A 22,892-nucleotide genomic window follows, 5' to 3' on the forward strand; every position below is an offset into this window, starting at 1 on the left:
TTGTGCGGCCGTTGGGGACCTGCGCAATTGTGCGGCCGTTGGGGGCCCGCGCGGGGGCCAGCGAGGGCAGGTGTCAGCGGGGTGGGCCGCCGTAGACGTCGAGGTGGTGCAGGACGCGGTCGACGAGGTCGGGCGGCATGGTGGGTGAACTGCGCATGGCCAGCAGCTCTTGCTGGCCGGTGGAGACGATGTCGGTCATGAGGCGGCGCAGGAGCCTGCTCCGCTCGGCCTGCTTGCCGTCGTCGCCGTCCGGGTCGTCCTCGTGGACGTGGGGGTAGGCCCGCGCCAGCCGCCGCTGGACCAGGTCGCGCAGCTGCTCGTAGGTGTCGGTGGACAGGTTCTCCTGGAAGGCGAGCACCTCGGCGCGTTCCAGCTCCACCTGGCGGACCAGGTGCCACAGCTGCAACTCCAGGTCGCGTTCGCGCTGGGTGTTGGCGTGGACGCACGTCCACCGCACCACCAGCGGCAGCGTCGGCCCCTGGACGAGCAGGGTGAACAGCACCACGGCGAAGGCGATGAACAGGATCTCGGCGCGTCCGGGGAACGGCGCGCCGTCGTCCAGGGTGAACGGCAGCGCCAGCGCCAGCGCGACGGTCGCGACGCCGCGCATGCCCGCCCACCACGTCACGATCGTCTCGCGCCAGTTCTGCGGGCCGTCGGGCTCGGTGCGGCGCCGGGCGAACAGCCACCAGGTGCCCAGCAGCCATACCAGCCGGACCCCGACCACCACCGCGATCACCACGGCGGCGCTGCCGAGCATCCGCGGCCAGCGCGACCCGACCTCGTGCAGCACCGTGGCCAGCTCCAGGCCGATCAGCCCGAACGCGAACCCGCTGACGAGCATCTCGATGATCTCCCAGAACGCGTCGCTGACCACTCGGAAGGCGCGGTCCCCGTAGGAGGTGGCCGCCTCGCTCAGGTACAGCGAGCACACCAGGACGGCCAGCACGCCCGATCCGCGCCAGGCGTCGGCCAGGCTGTAGGCGCCGAACGGGACGAGCAGGCTGAGCGCGACCTTGCCGGACGTGTCCCGCAGGTGTCTCATCAGCCACGCGGTCCCCCAGCCGAGCGCCAGGCCGACGCCGATCGCGACCAGGGCCGCGGTCGCCAGCTCCATCAGCGTCTGCTTGGCGGAGAACGCGCCGGCCAGCACCGTCTCCACCGCGCCGGCGTAGATGACCACGGCGGTGACGTCGTTGAACAGGCCCTCGCCTTCCAGCACCGAGGTCAGCCTGCGGGGCAGGCCCAGCCGCGAGGCGAGCGCGATCGCGGCGACCGGATCGGGCGGGGCGACCATCGCGCCGAGCGCGACCGCCGCCGCCAGCGGAAGGGCCGGATACCAGGAGTGGAACGCCCACGCGACCGCCACCGCGGTCACGATCACCAGCAGGAAGGCCCGCCGGGTGATCTGCGCCCAGTTCGAGGCGAACTGCCGCCAGGAGGTCCGCCGCGCCGCGGCGTGCAGCAGCGGCGGCAGCACCAGCGGCAGGATCAGTTCAGGTTTGAGGTGGATGTCGGGGATGTCCGGGTCCAGCGCGAGCACGAGCCCGAACAACGTCATCAGCACCGGCGAGGCCACGCCGATCCGGCGGCCTAGCGGCTCGGCCAGGATCGCGGCCAAGGCCATCAGGAACACCAACACCAACTGGTCCACCTGAGCATTGTCCTGACCAGGCGGTTCACGACGCCGGAGCCACACCGTGCGAGCGCTCGGATCCGCGAGCTGGGGTGTCGGTGAGGGCGTGGACGGGGGGGCCGGGCGCGGCTCTCAGGGGTCTAGGCGGGCCGCGCTTGAGGGATTGGGCTTGTGGACGAACGGCTTGGTCGGTCCAGGCTGGCTCAGGTGGGGGTGGGGCGGCGGCTCGGACCTGAAGTCGAGGGACGACGGTCCGGCCACCGCCGCGGTCTCGCGTCAGCCGTCGTAGCGCGTCGGCGGGAAGTCGTCTCCGCGGTCGCGCGCGTCGTCCTCGGCCGCCCGGGTCGCCTCGGCCGCCTCATCGGCCTCGGCCCGGACCTCGGCGTCCGACTCGTCGTGCTCGATCGGCAGTCCCGCCTGGGCGCGGTCGACCTGCGTGCGTTCCTGCAGCCGCTCCTCGTCGGGACGCAGCGGAAGACCGTCGCTGTGCCCGGTGTCGGGATCGCCTTCGACCTGCTGGTTCTGCTTGTGGTGATGCGCCATCGGTAGAGCCCCCGTCCCTGTGGTGCTTGCGGCCCGTCCCTGATACCAGGCTCGTCTGTGCCTTCGATTTGTGTGCCGACCGCGGCATCCGTGCCGGTCGTGTCCCAGCCCCACGGCAGGTGTCCCCGCAGCTTCCGGGCCCTAACCCTGGCCGCCCGCGCGCCGCGCGACCGCCCCTGTTACTCGGCAGAAAATCGGGTGGGATCGTCCTGTCCAGGTCTTTACCTGCGCTCGCCCCTCGCCGCCGAGGCGCTGGGGAAGATTTCCGGCATGACTGGAACGCCACAGGCGGTCTTGAGCGGACTCAGCAGCGCGGCGCGCTTCCTCACCGTCACCGTGGGCTCGGGCGGCGAGAAGGCCGCCCGCGACGTCCTCGCCGGGGTCGGCGATCTGTGCAAGGCGGTCGGATTCCGCGTCCCCGGCGGGGGGTTGACCTGCGTGGTGGGGATCGGCGCCGAGGTGTGGCCGCGGTTGTTCGCCACCAAGCCTCCCGCCCATCTGCACCCGTTCCGGGAGGTGCACGGCGGAGTGCACCACGCCCCCGCCACCCCCGGCGACCTGCTGTTCCATCTGCGCGCCGAACGCGCCGACCTGTGCTTCCAGTTGGCCACCCAGGTCGTCAAGCGGCTGGGTCCGCACTGCCGGGTGGTGGACGAGGTCGACGGCTTCCGCTCCTTCGAGCAGCGCGACCTGCTCGGCTTCGTCGACGGCACCGCCAACCCGACAGGGCAGGCGGCCGTGTCCTCGGCGCTGGACGCCGACGGCGCCGGCTACGTGATCGTCCAGAAGTACCTGCACGACCTGGACGGCTGGAACGCCCTGTCGGTGGAGGCGCAGGAAGCGGCGATGGGCCGCACCAAGCTCGACGACATCGAACTGGACGACAAGAAGCCCGACTCGCACGTGGCGGTGAACACCGTCGTCGACTCCCACGGCGTCGAGCACGACATCGTCCGCGACAACATGCCCTTCGGCGCGGTCGGACGCGGCGAGTTCGGCACCTACTACATCGGCTACGCCGCCGACCCGGCCGTGCCCGAACGGATGCTGCACCGCATGTTCGTCGGCGAACCGCCCGGCAACCACGACCGCATCCTCGACTTCTCCACCGCAGTCACCGGCGGCCTTTTCTACGTGCCCAGCGCCGACTTCCTCGGCGCCCTACCCGACCCGCCGCACTGATGGGGAGGATGACGCCGCTGGGCGCCGCCGTCCGCGGACTGCTCGCGGGAGCCGCGGGGACGCTGGCGATGGACGTGCTGCTGTACCTGCGCTACCGGCGCGGCGGCGGCGAGCAGGGATTCGTCCCCTTCGAGTCGTCCGCGTCGGTGCACGACTGGAGGAACGCCCCGGTCCCGGCGCAGATCGGACGGCGGGTGGTGGAGGGCCTGTTGCAGCGGCCCCTGCCCGACCGGCTGGCCCGGCCCGTCGGCAACCTCACCCACTGGACGTACGGGACGGTCGGCGGCGTCCCCTACGGCCTGGTCGCCGGGTCGACCCCGCGTCCGCGCATCGCCTTCGGCCTGCCTTTCGGGGCGACCGTGTGGATGACCGGCTACCTCGTCCTGCCGCCGACCGGCCTGTACAAGCCGATCGAGGACTACGACCGGACGACGCTGGCCAAGGACCTCACCGCTCACCTGGTCTACGGCCTGACGGCCGCCACCGTCTTCGCTCTCCTGACACCCACCCGCCATCGCTTCAGGCCCTAGGCCGCTGCGGCGCCTCGCTTACCACCGCCGTTGCACCCGCAAGGGCCGCGGATGGCTCTTCACCAAGAGCGCCTGGCCGCAGAACATCTCAATGCGCGTTCGCGGCGGGCGTGGCCTCGCGCGACGGCTCGCGGTTGGACGGCTCGACGGCCGGGTTCGGCTGCTCGCGCAGGACGGCGAGGGCCTTGCGGGCGCCGGCCATCACCTCGTCGAGCGCATCGCGGGTCTGGGCCAGCTCGGTGATGTGCGCGTCGAGCCGGGCGCGTTCCTGCGCCATCCGGTCCAGCGCGTCCAACGCGTGCTCCTCGCTCGGCGCGTCCACGCACGGCAGCAGCTCGACGATCGTGCGGCTGGACAGTCCCGCCGCGTACAGGCGCTGGATGAACAGCACCCGCGCCACCTGCGCCTCGGTGTAGTGGCGCTGGCCGCTGGCGCTGCGGACGCTGGCCAGCAGGCCCTGCTCCTCGTAGTAGCGCAGCGACCGGACGCTCACTCCGGCGCGCTCGGCCAGCTCACCGATCCGCATGGGCCCCCTTCCGGTCGTGACCTCCGCCACACACCTTGCCTCTGACGTCAATGTCAGGTTTTAGCGTAGCCGACGTCGGACCCGGAACGGCGGGTCCCCCAACTCCCGAGGAAGGACCGCCCGATGACCACGCTTGCCCCGTCCACTCCAGAGGTGTCCTTGCACAGCGGCTACCGGCTCGGCGAGCTCACGCTGCCGAACCGGGTGGTGATGGCCCCGATGACGCGGGTGCGCGCCGCGTCCGGCGGGCTGGCCACCGCCTCGATGGCCGCCTACTACGCGCAGCGGGCCACCGCCGGGCTGATCGTCTCAGAGGGCGTCCAGCCGAGCCTGGTCGGGCAGTCGAACCCGGGCACGCCCGGCCTGCACACCGACGAGCAGGCGGCGTCCTGGCGGCAGGTGACGGGCGCCGTGCACGCCAACGGCGGACGCATCTTCGCGCAACTCATGCACGGCGGACGCGTCTCGCACGCCGACACCACCGGAATGCAGCCGGTCGGCCCGTCGGCCGTGCCCGCCGTCGGCGAGGTGTTCACCCCGAACGGTCCGCAGCCCACGCCGGTCCCCCGCGCACTGGAGACCGACGAGGTGCCCGAGCACGCCCGGTCCTACGCCGAGGCCGCGCGCCGCGCGATCGAAGCGGGCTTCGACGGAGTGGAACTGCACGGCGCGAACGGCTACCTGATCTCGCAGTTCCTGTCGTCCAACGCCAACCTGCGCACCGACCGGTACGGCGGCTCGGTGCAGGGCCGGATCCGGTTCGCGGTCGAGGCCGCGTCCGCCACGGTCGAGGCGATCGGCGCGTCCCGGACCGGAATCCGCCTCTCCCCCGACGGGACGTTCTGGGGCGTGGCCGAGGACGACCCGGTCGAGCTGTACACCGCGCTCCTGGGCGAGCTCGCCGACCTCGGCCTGGCCTACATCCACGTGGAGGCGACCGCCGACGAGCCGACCCTGCTGGCGCTCCGCCGCGCCTGGCCGGGCACGCTCATCATGAACCCGGTACTGCCGATGGGCCCCGACCAGACCGACCGCGCCACCGCCGACCGCTGGCTCGGCCTGGGCGCCGACCTGATCAGCTTCGGCCGCGCCTTCCTCGCCAACCCCGACCTGGTCGAACGCCTACGCATCGGCGCCCCCCTCACCCCCGCCGACGAGACCACCTACTACCAGGGCGGCAACCAGGGCTACCTGACCTACCCCACCTACCAACACCCCTGACTGATTCCCAGGCCACCGCCGGCAAAGCCCCCCAGAGACACCCCAAGCCGGCGGTTCGGCCATCCCCTCCCACTTTCAGGCCCCCGGGTTGCGAGAACTCGTCCTCACAGGACGAGTTGGCTGCGCCTCACGCTGAAGACATCTCGCCCGTCTGGCGTCTGTACTGCGTCCGGTGAGGAGGTGGAGATTTCCACGACCGCATCACCGGCGGCCGCCGCGACCTCTCCGCGGATCTCACACCTCACGGTGACCTCGACCGGGAAGTCCGTAGCCGGGGTCAGCCCCGGATCGAAGATCACGCACTTGTCGATCAAGGACCATCGCCGCCCCGCGGCATCGACGAACTGAACCTCGATGAAGTAAGGCCACGCCGCCTCGTCCACCCAGCGCACAGCCTCACACCGCAACTCCGGCACCCGCCCTCCCTAAACCCGCCCGCAACGGCACATGACGAGCCTCGCCTGCCTCTGCATGTCGAGGTTCAGCTTTCTTGTGTACTCGGCTTCCGTTGCTTCTGCGATGAGCATTCTCGTTGAAGGCTTTTCGTGGGTCTGTGAGGATGTGGGGGTGGGGTGGGAGGCGCTTGGGCAGTGGGGCGAGGGGGTTGTGCGTGGGGAGCCGCTCGCGGGCGGGGTCGGCCTCAACCAGGTGTGGAGCGTGCGGGTCGACGGGCGCCGTGCGGTCGGTCGGCTCGGGCGGCGCAGCGACGCTGATCTGGCGTGGGAGACCGGCCTGTTGCTTCATCTGCACCGGCAAGGGATGGCGGTGCCGGTGCCGCTGCCGACCACCGAGGGACGGTACTTCGCCGACGGGCTGGTGGTGATGTCCTACGTGGAGGGGCGGCCGCCGGAGTCTGCGGGTGATTGGCGGCGTGTCGCCGACACTCTGCGCCAGTTGCACCAACTGACCCGCGGGTGGCCGCAACGGCCGGGCTGGCGCTCCTCGACCGACCTGCTGCACGCCGAGTCCGGGACGCGGGTCGATCTGGGCGCGATGCCCGCTGAGGGGGTCGAGCGCTGCCGGGCAGCATGGGCGCGCCTTGACGGTCGCGGGATGTCGGTCGTCCACGGCGATCCCAATCCGGGCAACATCCGCATGACCGCCGATCGCGTCACGCTGATCGACTGGGACGAGGCGCACCTCGACGTCCCCGACCTGGACCTGGCGCTGCCGCACAACGCCGCCGGTCTGGACGACGAGGCCTACGACATCGCGGCGCAGGCGAAGGCCGCCTTGGACGCGGCCGTCTGCTGGGACCCCACCGGCACCGACCCGTTCGGCGCCAAGCGACTCGCCGACGTCCGCGCAGTCTGAGCCGGCCTGCGGGGATCTGCACGCGCGCGCAGTTGACCCGAATATGGCTTCTTGAGGGAGCCGCAATCACGTGGTCCGTGCCATCGTCGGTTTCAATGCCCCAGCAGGTCGATGGCCATGGGACGTGGGACGGTTCGGGAGAGCGATGATGGCCAGGCACGCCGGGCGGACTCCGGCCACTCCACGCGTCCTGAATGATCCACTCCGCAACCGGGGAGTGGGGTTCACGCAGGCGGACCGGGACGAGCTGGGTTTGACCGGGCGCCTGCCGTCCGCGGTGCTGACGCTGGAGCAGCAGGCGCAGCGCGCGTACCAGCAGTTGCAGGCGCAAGGCAGTGACCTGGCCAAGAACGTGTATCTGGAGCAGCTCCACGACCGCAACGAGACCCTGTACTACAAGGTGCTCACCGATCACCTCGGGGAGTTGCTGCCGGTGGTGTACGACCCCACGGTGGGCGAGGCGATCGAGAAGTACTCCCATGAGTACCGCAACCCGCGCGGCCTCTTCCTGTCCATCGACCGGGCCGAGGACGTCGAGAAGGCCTTCGCCACGGTTCACCTCGGGCCCGAGGACGTGGATCTGGTCGTGTGCAGCGACGCGGAGCAGATCCTGGGCATCGGCGACTGGGGCGTGGGCGGCATCCAGATCGCGGTCGGCAAGCTGGCGGTCTACTCGGCGGCAGCCGGCATCGACCCGGCCCGCACCCTGCCGGTGTCCCTCGATGTGGGAACCGACCGCGAGGAGCTGCTGAAGGATCCGCTGTACCTGGGTAACCGGCATCCCAGAGTCCGGGGCGCCGACTACGACGCGTTCATCGAGACCTACCTGCGGACGGTCTCGGCGATGTTCCCGCGTGCGCTGCTGCATTTCGAGGACTTCGGCCCCAGCAACGCCCGGCGGATCCTGGAGACCTACGGCGGCTACCGGATCTTCAACGACGACATGCAGGGCACCGGTGCGATCGTTCTGGCCGCGGTCCTGTCGGCCATCAAGGTCAGCGGCGCGCCGATGCGGGAGCAGAAGGTGGTGGTCTTCGGCGCGGGCACCGCCGGAGTCGGCATCGCCGACCAGCTGCGCGATGCCATGGCCGGGGACGGCGGCAGCCGCGAGCAGGCCACGTCCCAGGTCTGGTTGATCGACAAGCCGGGCCTGCTCACCCGCGACACGCCTGACCTGCGTGACTTCCAGCAGTCCTACGCGCGCGATCCGGCGGAGGTCGCCGACTGGACGCGGGACGACGGCGCGATCTCCCTTCTGGAAACTGTGAAGCAGGTCAAGCCGACGATCCTGGTGGGCACCTCAGCCGTGCACGGGGCGTTCACCCGCGAGGTCGTCGAGGCCATGGCCCGGGGCGCCGAACGCCCGATCATCCTCCCCCTGTCCAACCCGACCTCGCGGATCGAGGCCATGCCGGCCGACATCATCGCCTGGACGAAGGGGAAGGCCCTGGTCGCCACCGGCATCCCCGTCCCGCCCGTCGAGCACGACGGGGTGACCTACCGGATCGCGCAGGCCAACAACGCACTGCTGTATCCCGGACTGGGCCTGGGCACGATCGTCTCCGGCGCGTCGAAGGTGACCGATCGGATGCTGTCCGCCGCTGCCCGGGCGGTCGCCGACCAGGTCGACATCGGCGCGCGGGGCGCGTCCCTGCTGCCGCCGGTGGACGATCTGCGCGAGTCCTCGGCGATCACCGCGGCATCCGTGGTCGAAGCGGCGGTCAGCGACGGCGTCGCCACCGGCAAGCCGTCCGATCCCGGCCAAGCCGTCCGGCAGGCCATGTGGGAACCCGTCTACGGCAACGGAGCGACGGCATGACCGCACGGCGGTCCGGCGCGAGCAAGGACACCCCGAGGGCGCTCGGCTGATCCCCAAGATCAGCCGAGCGTGAACGTCCTGGCGCGCGTACGGCGCCGGCTGGGAGGGTGGGGCTCATGGAGGACTTGCGGGACGCCGAGCACCGACTTCAGGCCGCGCAGCTCGCCGGGGACGTCGAGGCGCTGGACCGGCTGCTGGACGACCGGCTGATCTTCACCTTCGGTGCGAACGTCCAGACCAAGGCGGACGACCTGGAGCTGCACCGCACTCGGGCGCAGGTGGTGACCAGGCTGGCCGAGGAGGAGCTGACCGTGCTCGCCGATGGCCGCACTGGCGTGACGTGGTTTCTCGGCACCGTCGAAGGGACCATCTCCGGGACGCCGTTCGCGGCCAGGATGCGCTACACCCGTACCTGGCTCCACGACGACACGCACGGCTGGCGAGTCATCGCCGCCCACGCCAGCACGACCGATTGACCTGTTGTCACGCGAGTAAGGAATCCCTGCCCGGACGGGGCCAGCCCCAAGTGGCTCAGGTGAGGGGGCGGCGGCTGAGGGTGGTGCCGAGGACGACGCCGACGCCGATCGTCGCGGTCGTGATGAGGACCTGCTGGTAGGCGTGGAAAACGCCCGTCTGCTGCCCGTAGCGCAGCAGGGCGGTGACGACCGCCGTGCTCGGGAGCAAGGCCGCGGTGACGCCAGGGATGATCATGGCGGTGGCGGGGCGGTCGCGTTTGCCGCCGACCCAGCCGGCGACGAGGCCGAGGACGGTCGCGGCGATCAGCACGGCGACCGGAGCGGGCATGGACAGCTGCTGGTGGCAGATCCCCTTCACCGCCGCCGCGAGCACCCCGGCCCCGATCCCGCCGAGGAGCAGGTCCGGTCCCCCACCGGCGAGGACGACGTTGCCGGCCGCCCCAATCGCGGCGGCCAGCAGCGTCAGCGCGAGCGGGAGCGGGGAGAACTCCAGGTGGGCCAGGCTGTGCCGGAGGCCTTGGGCGGTGGGGCTCAGGGAGTTGACGACCGCGATGCCACCGGTCAGCGCGAAGATCGTCCGGATCACGATGACCGCGCGGTAGGTGGCCGTGAGCGGGTAGCCGAACACGGTGTCCTCGGTGAGCGACACCACCGCCAGGACCGGCAGCAGCAGGACCAGGTTGGCCGCGACGGCCGCGGTCACCCAGGCGGCCGGGAGCCCGATGTGGACGAGCGCCGCACCGGACGCGGCGATGAACATCGCCTGTCCCACGGTGGCATAGAAGGCCTGGAGCTTGGTCTGGTGAAGCAGCTCGCCGCCCCGGTCGACCAGGATCCGCAACACCGCCGGTACGACGAGTCCGGCGGCTGGTCCGCCCGCTTGCAGGTAGATGGCCATCGCCAGGACCATCCCGCCGAGCAGCCGCGCCCATCCGGGCACCTGGGACCGGGCCTTGAGCCGGCGGTCGAGCTCGGTGATGCTTTCTACCGGGTCGACCCGTCCGTGCACCAGATCCTCCACCAGCCGGTGGGTGACGCACAGCTTCGACAGGTCGCGGTCGCTGGTCACCGGGTTCACCTGGACCAGGGTGTAAGGCGGCTTGTGGCGTTCCCGGTAGGTCAGGGCGAGCGAGCGGCCCATCGGGTCGACGACCAGGCCCCGCAGGCCCAGCCGTCCGGCGACGGCGGTGAGCGCGGTGATGATCGTGCGTGTTTCCGAGCCGGCGGTGAACATCTCCTGCCCGAGCTTGGGCAGCAGCTGCATCGCTCGCTCGACTTCGCCGTCCGAGGGTTCTCGCGCCACACCTCCTGGGTGCCCGCCCCCGAGCAAAGTAGATCTTGACCCCAGGCAAGGGGACCCCCACCCTTCGCCGGTGACGCGCGCAAGCCGGCGACGCCGTTGGCCAAGGGCACGGCCAGCACATGGGACACACCGTGAAGCAAATTGTAATAGTCCGATTACGGTATGCGACCATCGGACAAGTGAGTCTCGGGTCCGCCCACTGCGACTCCTCTACCGACAGGAGGATTTCCCTCGTGCATGTGAAGGCTCTCAGCGTCGCCCGCACCGCCGTGATCTGCGCGACGTCCGCGCCCCTGCTCGCCGGTGCCGGGGCCGCGACCGCCTCGACCCACCACGCGGCCGCGGGAGCGTCGGCGGCCCGCGCCACCACACAGTTCCCACCGCTGAACACGCCGTTCCAGATCAGGCACACCTTCGGCAACGGCAAGACGCTGTGCGCCACGCTGAACAAGGCCGCCCACTCGATCCGGCTGAGCGCCTGCGACCCGAACAACGCCGCCCAGCGCTGGGAGCGCCGCGCGGTCGACGCAGGCGGCTACGGCACCGTGTTCGGCGAGGACGGGTACTGCATCTTCCCGTTCATCGATTCCAGCGTCGCCTCCGGGAAGGCCTGCACCAACCCGGCCAACGACAAGCTCCGGAACCTCATCGCCTTCAAGCAGCGCCCCAACGGGACCGTCGTCAACGCCCAGGGAAACATGACCTGGCTCGCCAACGGCGGGAACACCGACTTCCCCTCCTTCTCCGCCAAGGGGAGCGGCTCCGGCGGCGACCCCTTCGACCTGATCGCCCTCAACTGACCAACGCACGCCTGCACCGCCCAGCCCCCTCGCGGGCCCGTCCGGTCGGTGCGCTCATGGGGGCCGGTTTCGCATATGTCGGCGATATCCCTGGGTGTTTAGGCTCCGGGCATGCGCGCATTGATCGTCGAGGACGAGCCGTCCCCGCCCGAGGCCGTCCGGGGCGGGACGCGGCCGGAATGACCAGACGCCCAGGGCTCAGCGCTCGGCTGAAGTTCACCCTCAGCTACGCCGGCTTCCTCATGTTCGCCGGCGCGATCCTGCTGGCGGTGATCGGGGCCTACATGGTGCGGTACGCACCGTGGGCGCTCGCTGCTCCCGATGGCAGGCTGGCGCGCTCGGTCCGGCTGCGCCTCCTCCCGGCCACGGCCATGGCGCTGGCGTTCCTCCTGGTGTTCGGCCTGGTGGGCGGATGGCTCCTGGCCGGCCGGATGCTCGCACCGCTGACACGGATCACCGAAGCGGCCCGGATGGCCGCGGACGGGTCACTGTCCCACCGCATCCGATTGAAAGGCCCCAGCGACGAGTTCCGCGAACTGGCCGACGTGTTCGACACCATGCTCGAACAGCTCGAATCCCACATCACCGAGCAGCAGCGCTTCGCCGCCAACGCCTCCCACGAACTGCGCACCCCGCTGGCGATCTCCAGGGCGCTCCTCGACGTGGCGCCTGCCGATCTCACCCAGAAGCAGAGGGAGCTGATCGACCGCCTCCGGACGGTCAACACGCGGGCGATCGACCTCACCGAAGCCCTCCTGCTGCTCAGCCGCGCCGACCGCAAGAGCTTCACCCGCAGCCCCGTCGACCTGTCCCTGATCGCCGAAGAGGCGACCGAAACGCTGCTCCCCTTCGCCGAACAGCGCCAGATCACCCTCCACGTCACCGGAGAGGCAACGCACGCGCTCGGGTCGGCCGAACTCCTTTTGCAGATGGTGACCAACCTCGTCCAGAACGCCATCGTCCACAACCTGCCCAGCGACGGCATGGTGAGGGTCCATACCACCTCCCAATGCGGCGCGAGCGTGCTGCAGGTGGAGAACACCGGCCAGCAGATCCCACCGGAACTCCTCCCAACCCTCACCGAGCCCTTCCAACGCGGAGCCGAACGCGCCCGCACCGACGGCCACGCGGGTGTCGGGCTCGGGCTGGCCATCGTCCACAGCATCGTCCGCGCCCATCAGGGAACCCTCGACCTCGCCCCCCGCCCAACCGGCGGCCTCCTGGTAACGATCCGCCTCCCCGAAGCCCACGCAGGAACGCCCCACCAGCCACCGCCTTCCAGCGAGGCCCCCTTAGACCGATGACGCGGCCGTGAGCGGGCCAGCGGTGGTGGACTCTTGGGCATGCATGCATGCATGCATGCCGCACCTCATAACCATCCCTCACCGTAGCCACCTCGCGGTGGAGCGAGTTGACGAGGCTCGTCACTCCCCTTCGTAGGCTCGCGGGACTGTAGAAATTTCGGTGTAACTCCTGAGGTGTAGGAGACACCTGTGACGAACGTGAGCAAGCCGGTTGATGGCGGTGAGTCCGCTGGTGAGGTGCCTTCGGCTGTGGCTGGGCAGGTTGCTGATCTGGTGGCGCAGTTGCAGGCGCAGGGTCTGCCGGTGTCGGGTGAGGGTGGGTTGCTGCAGCAGCTGACCAAGCTGGTGCTGGAGTCTTCGCTTGAGGGCGAGCTGGACGCTCATCTGGGCTATGCCAAAAACGATGCCGCTGGTCGCGGCAGTGGGAACTCCCGGAACGGGAAGCGGTCCAAGACGGTGCTGACCGAGGCGGGTCCGGTCCAGATCGAGGTGCCGCGGGACCGGGACGCCTCGTTCGAGCCGCAGATCGTGCGGAAGCGGCAGCGGCGGTTGGACGGGATCGACGGCATGGTGTTGTCGCTCAGCGCGAAGGGGCTCACGACGGGTGAGATCTCGGCGCATCTGGCCGAGGTGTATGGCGCGTCGGTGTCGAAGGACACCATCTCGGCGATCACCGACCGGGTGCTGGAGGGCATGGCCGAGTGGCAGTCGCGTCCGCTGGACGAGGTGTATCCGGTGGTGTTCATCGACGCGTTGCGGGTGAAGATCCGGGACGGCCAGGTCGCCAACCGCCCCATCTACCTCGCCCTGGGCGTCACGGTCGACGGGCAGCGCGACTTCCTCGGGCTGTGGGCCGGTGAGCACGGTGACGGTGAGGGCGCCAAGTACTGGCTGCGTGTCCTCACCGAGTTGAAGAACCGCGGTGTCAAGGACGTCCTGATGCTGGTCTGTGATGGGCTGAAGGGGCTGCCTGACTCGGTTGCTGCGGTCTGGCCGCAGACCGTGGTGCAGACCTGCGTGGTTCATCTGCTGCGCAACAGCTTCGCCTATGCCGGCAGGCAGGACTGGTCGAAACTCGCCAAGGATCTCAAGCCCGTCTACACCGCCCCGACCGAGGCCGCGGCGTTCGACCGGTTCGCCGAGTTCTCCGAGAAGTGGGAGCGCAAGTATCCCGCGATCGTCAGGTTGTGGACCAACGCCTGGGCCGAGTTCGTGCCATTCCTGGCCTTCGACGTCGAGATCCGCAAGGTCATCGCCACCACGAACGCGATCGAGTCCATCAACGCCCGGCTCCGCCGGGCCGTGAGCGCCCGCGGCCACTTCCCGACCGAGCAGGCCGCGATGAAATGCCTCTACATGGCGCTCATGGGACTGGACCCCACCGGCAAAGGCCGTGGCGCCTGGGTCCGCCGCTGGAAGCCGGCCCTCAACGCCTTCGACATCCACTTCGACGGCCGCCTGACCAGGAACAACTAACCCATCCAAGATCGACTTACACCGAAAAATTGACAGTCCCTAGCTCGCCATCCCGGCGGTACCTGTCGGGCTTTCTCTGAACCAACAGGTGGTCTGGGGCATCTATCTGAGCTGACTGGTGTGGATCTGCGTTGAGGCGAATGGGTGTTGGCCAGCGCGGTGGTCGGGCCGGTGCGGTTGGTGTCTCGATGACGACGGTCTTGTTGGGGAGGGTCGGTGGGCTGGGCGGGTCGGAGGCGGGTTGGTGGGGTGGTCGTCTGGGCTGGGGGTGTGGGATGCGGGGTGTTGGTCGTCGGGGGTTGCGTTGCCAATGCTGGTAGTGGGGATCCGGATCCCCAGGCCGTGAGCAGGGTGGCCGTCTGTTCGGACGTGGCGTTTCATGTGTGGAACAGCGTCAACGTCGGGACTGCGGCGCGGCCTGACATCAGGAAGGTCGATCAGGCGCTGCAGCCGACGGGGCACGAGCGCGACCCGTTCGACCGGGACGGGCACCGGCGCTGCGCGATGCTGGGGACGGCGTTCGGGTCCCGGGTCCTCTTCCGGGCGCCCGGGCTGAACCAGGGACGGGCGTTCGCGGTGACCGCGCCGTCCGACCGCGATCGCGTCCTGATCGTCCGGTTCACGAAGAACTCCGACGCCAGCGTCAGCGCACGCCAGGAATCGGTTGTTCGCAGCCGCGACTAGGCACTTTCCTGAACGCGTCGTTCCGCGGGAGCGTCAGGTGGGGGTGCTGGCGGGGCTGAAGGTCAGGGTGCTGATGCCGGCGTAGTGGTTGGTGGACCAGGGGGCTTTGGCGGTCGCGGTGAGGGTGAGGGTGTGCGGGCCTTCGGCCAGGGTGAACGGGCCGTAGTCCTGGGGTGGGGTGACCTGGAGGGCGGGGGCGTAGCCGTTGAAGGGGGCGCCGAGCGGGGTGCCGTCGATCGCCAGGGTGGTCACGCCGTAGTCGGGTGCCAGGGAGTGGACGACCGACAGGTCATAGCGGCCAGCAGCGGGGATGTTGAAGGTGAGGGTGGTGTGCTGGCCGGGGGCGGTGGCCGACATCAGCAGTTGGGCTCCGCCGGGCCAGATGGGCCAAAACTGCGGTGTGGCGGGTGCGGTTCCCTTGGCTGTCGTGATGAGGCTCCAGGCGTTGAGCTGGATTGGTGCTCTGATCGTCAGGGAGACCGGTGGCGTAGGCGGGCTTTGGTGTCCGGCGGCGTCGATGGCGACGACCCGGTAGTACCAGGTCTGGCCGGCGTCCAGTCCGTCGTGGGCGAAGGAGGGGACCGGGGTGGTTCCGGCAAGGTCGGCGGCGGAGATCGTGGGGGCGGTGCCCCGGGCGGTGTAGACCGCATAGTGATCGGCGGTCCCTGGTTGCCAGGTCAGTAGGGCGGACGTGGTGGTGGTTGCGCGGGCGACGACGTCGGACGCGGCGGCGGGGGCGGTGGTGTCGGTAGACGGCGGGACCTGGGACAGCGCCGTGTAGCGCAGGGCCGACCAGGCCGCTGGGGCGTCGGGGGCCGGGGTGAGGGTGATGGTCAGCTGTTGTCGTCCGGCGGTCAGCGCCGGGGGGATGAGGAAGTTGTCGTCGAGTAGACGGTGGTTGGGGTTGGCGAGTGGTTCCAGCCAGGTTCCGGCGGGGGCGCCGTTGACGGTGACGGTGGCTTTCTGGGGGCCTAGGTTCTGGTCGCTGGTGCGCCGTAGGGTGACGCCGGTGTTGGCGGGGTCGACTGCCATCGTGAACGTCACCGGTGCTCGGGTGGTGCGGCCGGTCATCGTCACCGGTTCGGGCGTCCCGTCGTTGCCTTCGTAGGTGTCGGTGAGGCGGCCGGGGGTGCCGGGGGTCGCCGAGGTGTAGTTGTGGGCGGTCTCGCTCGCGGGGTCGGCGACGTCCAGGGTGTCGCTGACGCGCTGGGTGGTGCGGGTGTCGCCGTACCAGAACGCGGTGGAGGAATAGTCGGCGGCGATGTTGTCGGTGCCGCCGTGTTCGATGCCGTAGTTGATAGATGAGGTGAACGGGACGGCGTCGGTGATGGCTTGCCGGTAGGCCGAGACGCATTGCGTGTCGGACGGGCATCCGGAGGTCGCGGTCTGGTTCACCGGGTTTCCGGTGAAGGGCATGCTGTATGGGCCGTTGCGGAAGTACCAGCCGCTGTTGAAGTAGTCCTCGGTCCCGGTGCCGTTGGGGTTGGGTGAGCGGCTGCCGTCGACGTAGACGCGTTCGTTGCCTTCCATGAACGCGCCGGTGCTGGGTCCGGCCATGCCCAGCGCGACGCCCGCGAATTTGCCGTGGCCGCTGACCGCGAGGAGCGTGTAGTCGCGGCCGGTCTTTTGCTCGGCGGCGGGGACGGAGTGCGATGTGGCGTGGAAGTAGCCGATCCGGCCGTCGGCCAGGGCCGTTGCGCACGTGGGGCAGGGTGCCGAGGTGATCGCCGCGTTGCCTGTGAGGGTGAGGTTGTCGCTGCCGTTGTACAGCGTGAGCGTGGCGTTGTCGGCGAAGGGCATCGGCCACCAGGACGACCCTCTGCCGGAGGCGGGGTCAAGGCCCGTCATTAGCGCTGCGACCCAGCCTCGGTCGCCGCTGGAGCCGAAGAACTCCCCCACGGGGGCGTCCACGGTCTGCCGCCCGTCCACCTCGATCCGGATCCGCGCCGTGGTCAGGACGAGTCGTCCGGTGGAGGCGGTCGCAAGCTGGGGCAGGTCGAGTTGGACGGCCGACACGGATGCCGGGCCGTGCAGCGTGGCCAAGGCGACCGACTGCCCCGGCGCCAGGGTGAACGGCGTCCGGGTCGTGGTGGCGCCGGGTTGGGCCGCCTTGGGATCGGAGGTGCCGGCGGCTTGGAGCCTGGAGATGACGTCCGGCGCTTTGTCGGCGGGGTCGAAGGTCGAGACGCCTTCGGCGTCGGCGAACGCGCGGTAGGTCACGTGGAAGAAGTCGGGAACGGTCGTGCCGGTGGTGTAGACGAGCATCGACGAGCGATAGGTCATCGGAACGCCGATGTAGGCGGCGCCGGAACTCTGGCTCGCGTTGGCGACCAGCGGGTAGACGAACGGCGCTCCGAGGGTGCCGTTGACGACCGACCACAGGCCGGCATTGAGGACGGTCTTGCCGTCGAGGACGACGACGATGTTGCCCACGTCGTTGCCGCCATAGGAGATCAGCATCGACGTCAGCCAGATCGCATCGATCTCGCCCGGCCCGTCCGCCTCGGCCATCACGCACCCGGTGATGTCGATGTGGCGCAGGCAGTGGTTGTAATCGTTGTTGTTCTGCGCCCGGTCGAAACTGGAGAACTGGCGGGTCTGCACGCCCTGCGGGAGGGTGGCGAACTGCTCCAGGTGCCGCAGGGTGTCCCACCCCACGGGTCCTTTCGCGCTGAATCCGTCCGCGTGGGCGGTGCAGGGCGCGGCCGCCACCAGCACGGACACGACCAGGACCAGGACGACAGGCCACACCGACCGACGCCGGGGCCTCGCAAGGTACCTCATGCGCACTCTCCAAGGGCCGAGCCCGCTCGGGGCGCCGAACCTGGGCGGCGTCGCCGAGCCCGCAGACGTCTAGGAACCGGATCTCATACAGACATTGTCATCTGTTTGAGATGGCAGCTCCATATCCGCCCGTGACAACTGCGCCATCGGTCGCTAGCAGTTGACGAGTCCCCGGACGGGGAGCGGTCGATTCTGCGGATCAGGCGCGGAGCGCGTCCAGCAGGGCGTCAACGGCGGAGAGCGCGGTGGCGGTGTCGAGTCCGGTGCGCGAGACCAGGGAGAGGCCCTGGACGGTGAACAGCAGCAGCCGCGCCTGATCCTCGGGGTCGGCGGCCTGGGTGACCTCGCCCTCGGCCTGCGCGCGCCGCAGCGCGTCGGCGACGATCTGGACGAACCGGGCGTTCGAGCGGGCCACCACCTCGCGGGCCTCGGCGTCCTGCGGGACCAGCTCGGCGAGGGTGTTGCCGATCATGCACCCCTGCGGAACGCCGACGTCGGAGGCGTACTCCTGCAGTTGGGTCGGGATGGCCAGCACCTCCCGCAGCGCGGGCAGCACCGGCCCGGTCTCCAGCGCCTCGGCCAGCCGGCGCTCGTAGATGTCCCAGTACAGCCGGACCGCCGCCAGGTAGAAACTCCGCTTGTCGCCGAAGGCGCCGTACAGGCTGCCGCGCTCCAGCTCCAGCGCATCGACAAGGTCTTGAACGGAGGTCGCTCCGTAGCCGCGGGACCAGAACAGCAGGAGCGCGCGCTCCAGAGCCTGGTCCTTGTCGAATGCGCGGGGACGCCCTGTCCGTGCCATGCCCCCCACCCTAGGACTTTTTGACCGGCTGCACAAAAGGTCGTACGGTGATGCCCGGACGACTTATTGAACGACTGCACAGAAGTCGGCCGCGCGAGCGTGCCGGCGGGACGAGAGGCGGCAGCACATGGACTTCACCGGCAAGACGGCACTGGTCACCGGTTCGGGCGCCCTCGGCGGGCTCGGGCACGCGACCGCGCGGCTCCTGGCCGCCGGCGGCGCGGAGGTGATCGTCACCGGCACCGATCCGGACCGCGGCGAGCAGGTGGTGGACGACGTCCGCAGCACAGCCGGCGCCGCTGCGGCGAGCGTGCGCTTCGTCCCCGCCGACCTGGCCGACCCGCAGGCCGTCCAGCGGCTCGCCGACGCCGCCGGGGCGGTGGACATCCTGGTCAACAACGCCGGCATCGTCCCGTTCAGCTCGACCGCCGAGCAGGACATCGCCGACTACGACGCCGCCTTCGCGGTCAACGTGCGCGCACCGTTCCTCCTGGTCGCGCGGCTCGCGCCGGAGATGGCCGCGCGCGGCGGCGGCAGCATCGTCAACGTCAGCTCCACCGCGGCCGTGCTGGGCATGCCGCCGATGGCGGTCTACGGGGCCACCAAGGCGGCGCTGGAGTCCCTGACCCGCACCTGGGCGGCCGAGTTCGCCACCGCGAACGTGCGCGTCAACGCCGTGGCGCCCGGGCCGATGACCACCTCCAAGGTGGTGGCGGCGCTGGGCCCGGACGTGGGGGGCATGGGCCTGACGACCGCGTTGAAGCGCGCCGCCGACCCGGTCGAGGTCGCGCAGGTGATCGCCTTCGTCGCCAGCGAGCAGGCCGGCTACGTGACCGGCGCCGTCGTGGCCGCCGACGGCGGCCGCACCGCCATCTGACCCGCACCGATCACGGCGGCGTCATCGCCCCGACCACCCGCTACGAAGAACCCGCGCCTCGGGCGCACGTGAGGAGAAGGATTTCGATGGGCCGACTTGACGGAAAGTACGCACTGATCACCGGCGGGACGGGCGGCATCGGGCTGGAGACCGCCCGCCAGTTCCTCGCCGAGGGAGCGACCGTCGCGATCACCGGCCGCTCGCAGGAGCGGCTGGACGAGGCCGCCCGCCGGCTGGACGGTCCACTCCTCCCACTCCGCAGCGACGCCGGCGACGTCCCGGCCAGGCGGCGCTCGCGGCGCGGCTCCAGGACGAGTGGCCGCGCCTGGACATCCTGATGAGCAACGCCGCCGACGTCACCCACCTGCCGATCGAATCCTGGACCGAGGACGCCTTCGACCGGCTCGTCGCCACCAACCTCAAGGCGCCCTTCTTCCTGGTCAAAGCCCTGCTGCCGCTCTTCTCACCGCACGCCTCGGTGATCCTCGTCGGCTCGGTCTCGGCGTTCATCGGCCACCAGGACGCCGCGGTCTACGGCGCCGCCAAGGCCGGTCTGCTGTCCCTCGCCCGCGGGCTGACCTACGAGCTGAAGGACCGGGGCATCCGGGTCAACGGGCTGAGCCCGGGACCGACCGTCACCGACACCTTCCGACCGCTCGGCCCCGAACGCCAGGCCGCCATCTACGACGAACTCCGGCGGACCGTCCCCCTCCATCGCCTCGGCACCACCACCGAGCTGGCGAAGGCGGCCGTCTACCTCGCCTCGGACGAGTCGGCCTACACCGCCGGCACCGTCCTGCGCGTGGACGGCGGCATTGGAGAACTCGCGTACTGAACGCCGTCCGCGCCTTCGATGGGAGTTCAGATCCGGAGGATTCTCGGGTGGTCGAAGTCGGTGTTGTCGACGACGACCTCGGCCAGGCGCGCCGGCCCGACTTCGGCGATGTAGAGGCGTTCGGCGGGGACGTAGCGGTCGCGGTGCAGGCTTTCGGCACCGCTACCCTCCATCGCCTGGTCTCGGGCGATGCCCCTCCGGAGCGACACCTCCGGATCCACTTCGAGCCAGATCCGCAGGTCCCAGTGCTCGTTGATCTCCGGACGGAAGGCGAAGACCCCGTCGACGACGACCACGGCGTCCGGTGGCGCCTGCACCGTGATCGCCGAGTGGTCCTGCTGGGTGAGCGGGTCGATGCCGCAGAGGACGCACCGTCCCGAACCGCGCGGCCCGGCGGGTTGCAGCAGCAGGCTCACGATCGCCGGGTAATCGAAGGCGTTGCGGTAGTAACCCTCGCCGGAGGTGCGGTCGTAGAGATGGGCCTCCCGCCATGGCCGTTTGAAGTCGTCCAGGCTCGCCCTCAGCACCGGACGTCCAGCAGCGCTGATCTGCTCGGCCAGCTCGTGGCCCAGGCCGGTCTTGCCTGCGGCGGTCAGGCCGTCGATCGCCACCCGCAGCCGTCCCGCGCCCAGGCGGAGGATGCGCTCGGCGATCCGCTCGACCACCGCGGTGCGCTCAGGCGTCCCGGCAGGGGGCGTGGGCTGCTGCCAAGTCGAGACCGAACGATGAACCCGCGCGCGTCGAACTTCCATGACGCGAAGCTAGCGCTCCGACCACGGCTTCACCGAGCTGGCACCAACTGCCCCTGCAGCAAATGCCCCTACAGCAAATGCCCCTGCAGTGGGTGCTCGCGTCCGCGGGGTCAGGGGTGGGCGATGCGTTCGAGCCAGCGTTGGAGGAGGGCGGTTTCGACTGGTTCCAGGGCCTCGGTGCCGCCGAGTTGGAGTTGCGCCCGCAGGCGTAGCGCGGCGGTCCGCAGGGGGTCGGCATCGTCCTGGGCGGACGGGGTGGTGAGCACCTGGGAGAAGACGGCGGCGCGCATGCGATGGGAGAGCGCGGGGTCGTCGAACAGCGCGGGACGGGCGATGTGGTCCAGGGCAACGCCGATGTTGGCCGGCAGGATCAGCTGCGCGGCGGTCTGCGGGTCGAGCTTCAAAGCGCCCACCGCCGCGCATCGGGTGAGCGTGGCCACCAGCAGTTCCGTCACGCGGTCTCGCGCCGTCGAGTGCGACCACGGGCGGGGCGTGAACATCAGCTGGTAGAGGGCCGGGTTCGCCTGGGCGAACGCCATGTGGCCGTCCCAGCCGGCGTGCAGGTCGGCGACCGGGTCGCCGGTCTGCTCCTGGGCGGCCTTGAGCGCGGTGTACCGCTCGTAGCCGTGGTCGGCGACGGCGTCGAGCAGCCCGCGCTTGTCACCGAACAGCCGGTAGAGCACGGGCTGGCTCACGCCGACGGCCTCGCAGACCGCCCGCGTGGCGATCTCGTGGTCGGAGGACGAGGCCAGCTGCCGTTCCGCCGCCTCGATCATCGCCGCGCGAAGCGGGTCCACCTCTGCCATGCGATCGATGATACCGCCATCCGATAACGATGCTACGGATCTGTGCTAGCGTGGCGTCGTAACACTGATACGGCCCTGCCGTACCGGCGATATCGAGCAAGGGGGTTCTCTATGAGTGAGCAGCGTGTTGCCGTCGTCAGCGGCGGCTCCCGCGGGATTGGCAAGGCCGTCGCTGTGGCGCTGGCGGCGCGCGGCTTCGCGGTCGCGGTGGGGTTCCAGGGGGCGGCCTCCGCCGCCGCTCAGGTGGTGGAGGAGATCACCGCGTCCGGGGGCCGGGCGATCCCGGTCCAGGCGGACGTGGCCGATGAGGCCGCCGTCGCGGCGATGTTCGAGGCAGCCGAGCAGTCCTTCGGCGGGGTGGACGTGGTCGTCAACTCCGCGGGACGGCTGGCGCTCTCCCCCATCGCCGACCTCGATCTGGACGAGCTGGACGCCCTGCACCGCACCAACATCCGCGGCGCGTTCGTGATGGCCCGCGAGGCCGCGCGCCGCGTGCGCGACGGGGGCGCGGTCATCAACCTGTCCACCTCGGTGGTCGGCCTGCAGTTCCCGACCTACGGCGCGTACGCCGCGAGCAAGGGCGCCGTCGAGGCGATGACGCTGGTGCTCGCCCGCGAGCTACGCGGACGCGACATCACGGTCAACGCTGTAGCGCCCGGCCCGACCGCCACCGAGCTGTTCCTGGACGGCAAGGACGAGGAGACGATCCAGCGGCTCGCCCAGCAGCCGCCGCTGGAGCGGCTCGGCACCCCCGAGGACATCGCCGAGGTCGTCTGCTTCCTGGCCGGCCCGGCCGGACACTGGGTCAACGGGCAGGTCGTCCGCGCAAACGGCGGCATCATCTGATCCCCCCGCGCACGACGGGCCGTCCCCGTCACCGGAGCATCGAGGACATGCCGTCCTCGACCGCCTCCCTGTGAATCACCACCACGAGAAAGGTCGCATCATGCCGTTCGCCAACCTCAAGGTCCCTGCCGACACCCTGACCCCCGAGTCCAAGAAGAAGCTCATCGACGCCGTCACCGACGCCTTCGCCAACGTGTACGGCGAGCGCGCCCGGGCTACGACGCTGGTCCTGGTCGATGAGGTTCCCGATGGCGGCTGGGGCCTCGGCGGCAACATCCTCACCGCCGAAATGCTCGGCCGCAGCTGACCCCAACCCTCGGGGCCGGACACCCTCCCGGGTCCGGCCCCGACTTCTTGCCGACAGACTCGTCTGCGGGCG

The 22,892-nt window shown here is 70.2% G+C and carries 24 protein-coding genes; 15 read left to right on the forward strand and 9 right to left on the reverse strand.

Annotation, left to right across the window (positions count from 1 at the left end; all coding sequences use genetic code 11):
• Positions 1-73: 73 nt before the first annotated feature.
• Positions 74-1,654, reverse strand: coding sequence for a Na+/H+ antiporter (locus tag FHU30_RS36795; RefSeq protein ID WP_253882179.1), 1,581 nt, complete (start codon positions 1,652-1,654; stop codon positions 74-76).
• 258 nt (positions 1,655-1,912) lie between these two features.
• The gene (locus FHU30_RS36800) at positions 1,913-2,179 is read right to left on the reverse strand and encodes a hypothetical protein (protein WP_253882180.1); all 267 of its coding nucleotides are present in this window, start codon (positions 2,177-2,179) and stop codon (positions 1,913-1,915) included.
• Positions 2,180-2,449: 270 nt separating this feature from the next.
• Between FHU30_RS36800 and FHU30_RS36805 the strand changes: the two genes are divergently transcribed.
• Together FHU30_RS36805 and FHU30_RS36810 are read left to right on the forward strand one after the other, a co-directional pair.
• A complete protein-coding gene (locus tag FHU30_RS36805) occupies positions 2,450-3,361 on the forward strand; it encodes a Dyp-type peroxidase (RefSeq protein ID WP_253882181.1) in 912 nt (303 codons plus the stop codon).
• An 8-nt stretch (positions 3,362-3,369) separates the two neighbouring features.
• Positions 3,370-3,891: a DUF1440 domain-containing protein gene (locus FHU30_RS36810; RefSeq protein ID WP_253882182.1), complete on the forward strand. Its 522-nt coding sequence runs from the start codon at positions 3,370-3,372 to the stop codon at positions 3,889-3,891.
• 88 nt (positions 3,892-3,979) lie between these two features.
• On the opposite strand, the gene FHU30_RS36815 is transcribed toward FHU30_RS36810, so the two are convergent.
• A complete protein-coding gene (locus FHU30_RS36815; protein ID WP_253882183.1) occupies positions 3,980-4,417 on the reverse strand; it encodes a MerR family transcriptional regulator in 438 nt (145 codons plus the stop codon).
• 123 nt (positions 4,418-4,540) lie between these two features.
• Here FHU30_RS36815 and FHU30_RS36820 point away from each other — a divergent pair, with 123 nt between their 5' ends.
• Positions 4,541-5,638 (forward strand): alkene reductase, encoded by a 1,098-nt coding sequence (locus FHU30_RS36820; protein ID WP_253882184.1) that lies wholly within the window; start codon positions 4,541-4,543, stop codon positions 5,636-5,638.
• 104 nt (positions 5,639-5,742) lie between these two features.
• Here the strand turns inward: FHU30_RS36820 and FHU30_RS36825 are convergent, their stop codons facing one another.
• On the reverse strand, positions 5,743-6,054 hold the full coding sequence (locus FHU30_RS36825; protein ID WP_253882185.1) for a hypothetical protein: 312 nt from the start codon (positions 6,052-6,054) through the stop codon (positions 5,743-5,745).
• A gap of 55 nt (positions 6,055-6,109) precedes the next feature.
• Between FHU30_RS36825 and FHU30_RS36830 the strand changes: the two genes are divergently transcribed.
• From FHU30_RS36830 to FHU30_RS36840, 3 genes are all read left to right on the forward strand, one after another.
• Positions 6,110-6,952 carry a phosphotransferase enzyme family protein gene (locus FHU30_RS36830; protein ID WP_253882186.1) on the forward strand — a complete coding sequence of 281 codons (843 nt, stop codon included), beginning with the start codon at positions 6,110-6,112 and terminating at the stop codon, positions 6,950-6,952.
• A gap of 148 nt (positions 6,953-7,100) precedes the next feature.
• A complete protein-coding gene (locus tag FHU30_RS36835) occupies positions 7,101-8,771 on the forward strand; it encodes an NAD-dependent malic enzyme (RefSeq protein ID WP_301324226.1) in 1,671 nt (556 codons plus the stop codon).
• Positions 8,772-8,887: 116 nt separating this feature from the next.
• The gene (locus tag FHU30_RS36840; protein WP_253882188.1) at positions 8,888-9,247 is read left to right on the forward strand and encodes a nuclear transport factor 2 family protein; all 360 of its coding nucleotides are present in this window, start codon (positions 8,888-8,890) and stop codon (positions 9,245-9,247) included.
• 55 nt (positions 9,248-9,302) lie between these two features.
• Here FHU30_RS36840 and FHU30_RS36845 read toward each other — a convergent pair whose 3' ends face one another.
• Complete coding sequence (locus tag FHU30_RS36845) at positions 9,303-10,511, reverse strand: threonine/serine exporter family protein (protein ID WP_253882189.1); 1,209 nt, start codon at positions 10,509-10,511, stop codon at positions 9,303-9,305.
• Positions 10,512-10,783: 272 nt separating this feature from the next.
• Here FHU30_RS36845 and FHU30_RS36850 point away from each other — a divergent pair, with 272 nt between their 5' ends.
• The 4 genes from FHU30_RS36850 to FHU30_RS36865 all read left to right on the forward strand — a co-directional run bounded on the left by FHU30_RS36850 (position 10,784) and on the right by FHU30_RS36865 (position 14,814).
• On the forward strand, positions 10,784-11,350 hold the full coding sequence (locus tag FHU30_RS36850) for a hypothetical protein (RefSeq protein WP_253882190.1): 567 nt from the start codon (positions 10,784-10,786) through the stop codon (positions 11,348-11,350).
• A 179-nt stretch (positions 11,351-11,529) separates the two neighbouring features.
• A complete protein-coding gene (locus FHU30_RS36855) occupies positions 11,530-12,654 on the forward strand; it encodes a sensor histidine kinase (RefSeq protein WP_253882191.1) in 1,125 nt (374 codons plus the stop codon).
• Positions 12,655-12,891: 237 nt separating this feature from the next.
• Entirely contained in the window at positions 12,892-14,130 is a 1,239-nt protein-coding gene (locus tag FHU30_RS36860) for an IS256 family transposase (protein ID WP_372503872.1), read from the forward strand.
• 342 nt (positions 14,131-14,472) lie between these two features.
• Positions 14,473-14,814 (forward strand): hypothetical protein, encoded by a 342-nt coding sequence (locus tag FHU30_RS36865; RefSeq protein ID WP_253882192.1) that lies wholly within the window; start codon positions 14,473-14,475, stop codon positions 14,812-14,814.
• Between the two features lie 33 nt (positions 14,815-14,847).
• Here the strand turns inward: FHU30_RS36865 and FHU30_RS46560 are convergent, their stop codons facing one another.
• Together FHU30_RS46560 and FHU30_RS36875 are read right to left on the reverse strand one after the other, a co-directional pair.
• On the reverse strand, positions 14,848-17,598 hold the full coding sequence (locus tag FHU30_RS46560) for a DUF2961 domain-containing protein (RefSeq protein ID WP_301324210.1): 2,751 nt from the start codon (positions 17,596-17,598) through the stop codon (positions 14,848-14,850).
• Positions 17,599-17,797: 199 nt separating this feature from the next.
• Positions 17,798-18,397: a TetR/AcrR family transcriptional regulator gene (locus tag FHU30_RS36875; RefSeq protein WP_253882193.1), complete on the reverse strand. Its 600-nt coding sequence runs from the start codon at positions 18,395-18,397 to the stop codon at positions 17,798-17,800.
• Positions 18,398-18,524: 127 nt separating this feature from the next.
• On the opposite strand from FHU30_RS36875, the gene FHU30_RS36880 reads away from it, so the two are divergent.
• The 3 genes from FHU30_RS36880 to FHU30_RS36890 all read left to right on the forward strand — a co-directional run bounded on the left by FHU30_RS36880 (position 18,525) and on the right by FHU30_RS36890 (position 20,109).
• Complete coding sequence (locus FHU30_RS36880; protein WP_253882194.1) at positions 18,525-19,274, forward strand: SDR family NAD(P)-dependent oxidoreductase; 750 nt, start codon at positions 18,525-18,527, stop codon at positions 19,272-19,274.
• 86 nt (positions 19,275-19,360) lie between these two features.
• Positions 19,361-19,612 (forward strand): SDR family NAD(P)-dependent oxidoreductase, encoded by a 252-nt coding sequence (locus FHU30_RS36885; RefSeq protein WP_253882195.1) that lies wholly within the window; start codon positions 19,361-19,363, stop codon positions 19,610-19,612.
• Positions 19,612-20,109 carry an SDR family oxidoreductase gene (locus FHU30_RS36890; RefSeq protein WP_253882196.1) on the forward strand — a complete coding sequence of 166 codons (498 nt, stop codon included), beginning with the start codon at positions 19,612-19,614 and terminating at the stop codon, positions 20,107-20,109. Before FHU30_RS36885 ends, FHU30_RS36890 begins: the two co-directional genes overlap by 1 nt.
• 26 nt (positions 20,110-20,135) lie before the next feature.
• Here FHU30_RS36890 and FHU30_RS36895 read toward each other — a convergent pair whose 3' ends face one another.
• Positions 20,136-20,861, reverse strand: coding sequence for a nucleoside/nucleotide kinase family protein (locus tag FHU30_RS36895; RefSeq protein WP_253882197.1), 726 nt, complete (start codon positions 20,859-20,861; stop codon positions 20,136-20,138).
• Between the two features lie 110 nt (positions 20,862-20,971).
• The gene (locus FHU30_RS36900; RefSeq protein ID WP_253882198.1) at positions 20,972-21,667 is read right to left on the reverse strand and encodes a TetR/AcrR family transcriptional regulator; all 696 of its coding nucleotides are present in this window, start codon (positions 21,665-21,667) and stop codon (positions 20,972-20,974) included.
• A gap of 111 nt (positions 21,668-21,778) precedes the next feature.
• On the opposite strand from FHU30_RS36900, the gene FHU30_RS36905 reads away from it, so the two are divergent.
• Both FHU30_RS36905 and FHU30_RS36910 read left to right on the forward strand, forming a co-directional pair.
• The gene (locus FHU30_RS36905) at positions 21,779-22,513 is read left to right on the forward strand and encodes an SDR family oxidoreductase (RefSeq protein WP_253882199.1); all 735 of its coding nucleotides are present in this window, start codon (positions 21,779-21,781) and stop codon (positions 22,511-22,513) included.
• A gap of 100 nt (positions 22,514-22,613) precedes the next feature.
• Entirely contained in the window at positions 22,614-22,820 is a 207-nt protein-coding gene (locus FHU30_RS36910) for a tautomerase family protein (protein ID WP_253882200.1), read from the forward strand.
• Positions 22,821-22,892: the final 72 nt, after the last annotated feature.

Origin of the sequence: Actinomadura rupiterrae (assembly GCF_024172125.1) — a bacterium.
GTDB lineage: Bacteria > Actinomycetota > Actinomycetes > Streptosporangiales > Streptosporangiaceae > Spirillospora > Spirillospora rupiterrae.

Excerpts from the sequence above, each read along its gene's own strand:
- FHU30_RS36800 (WP_253882180.1), bottom strand. The coding sequence starts at position 2,179 with ATGGCGCATCACCACAAGCAGAACCAGCAGGTCGAAGGCGATCCCGAC.
- FHU30_RS36805 (WP_253882181.1), top strand. The coding sequence starts at position 2,450 with ATGACTGGAACGCCACAGGCGGTCTTGAGCGGACTCAGCAGCGCGGCG.
- FHU30_RS36810 (WP_253882182.1), top strand. The coding sequence starts at position 3,370 with ATGACGCCGCTGGGCGCCGCCGTCCGCGGACTGCTCGCGGGAGCCGCG.
- FHU30_RS36815 (WP_253882183.1), bottom strand. The coding sequence starts at position 4,417 with ATGCGGATCGGTGAGCTGGCCGAGCGCGCCGGAGTGAGCGTCCGGTCG.
- FHU30_RS36820 (WP_253882184.1), top strand. The coding sequence starts at position 4,541 with ATGACCACGCTTGCCCCGTCCACTCCAGAGGTGTCCTTGCACAGCGGC.
- FHU30_RS36830 (WP_253882186.1), top strand. The coding sequence starts at position 6,110 with ATGTCGAGGTTCAGCTTTCTTGTGTACTCGGCTTCCGTTGCTTCTGCG.
- FHU30_RS36835 (WP_301324226.1), top strand. The coding sequence starts at position 7,101 with ATGGCCAGGCACGCCGGGCGGACTCCGGCCACTCCACGCGTCCTGAAT.
- FHU30_RS36840 (WP_253882188.1), top strand. The coding sequence starts at position 8,888 with ATGGAGGACTTGCGGGACGCCGAGCACCGACTTCAGGCCGCGCAGCTC.
- FHU30_RS36845 (WP_253882189.1), bottom strand. The coding sequence starts at position 10,511 with ATGCAGCTGCTGCCCAAGCTCGGGCAGGAGATGTTCACCGCCGGCTCG.
- FHU30_RS36855 (WP_253882191.1), top strand. The coding sequence starts at position 11,530 with ATGACCAGACGCCCAGGGCTCAGCGCTCGGCTGAAGTTCACCCTCAGC.
- FHU30_RS46560 (WP_301324210.1), bottom strand. The coding sequence starts at position 17,598 with ATGAGGTACCTTGCGAGGCCCCGGCGTCGGTCGGTGTGGCCTGTCGTC.
- FHU30_RS36875 (WP_253882193.1), bottom strand. The coding sequence starts at position 18,397 with ATGGCACGGACAGGGCGTCCCCGCGCATTCGACAAGGACCAGGCTCTG.
- FHU30_RS36880 (WP_253882194.1), top strand. The coding sequence starts at position 18,525 with ATGGACTTCACCGGCAAGACGGCACTGGTCACCGGTTCGGGCGCCCTC.
- FHU30_RS36885 (WP_253882195.1), top strand. The coding sequence starts at position 19,361 with ATGGGCCGACTTGACGGAAAGTACGCACTGATCACCGGCGGGACGGGC.
- FHU30_RS36890 (WP_253882196.1), top strand. The coding sequence starts at position 19,612 with ATGAGCAACGCCGCCGACGTCACCCACCTGCCGATCGAATCCTGGACC.
- FHU30_RS36895 (WP_253882197.1), bottom strand. The coding sequence starts at position 20,861 with ATGGAAGTTCGACGCGCGCGGGTTCATCGTTCGGTCTCGACTTGGCAG.
- FHU30_RS36900 (WP_253882198.1), bottom strand. The coding sequence starts at position 21,667 with ATGGCAGAGGTGGACCCGCTTCGCGCGGCGATGATCGAGGCGGCGGAA.
- FHU30_RS36905 (WP_253882199.1), top strand. The coding sequence starts at position 21,779 with ATGAGTGAGCAGCGTGTTGCCGTCGTCAGCGGCGGCTCCCGCGGGATT.
- FHU30_RS36910 (WP_253882200.1), top strand. The coding sequence starts at position 22,614 with ATGCCGTTCGCCAACCTCAAGGTCCCTGCCGACACCCTGACCCCCGAG.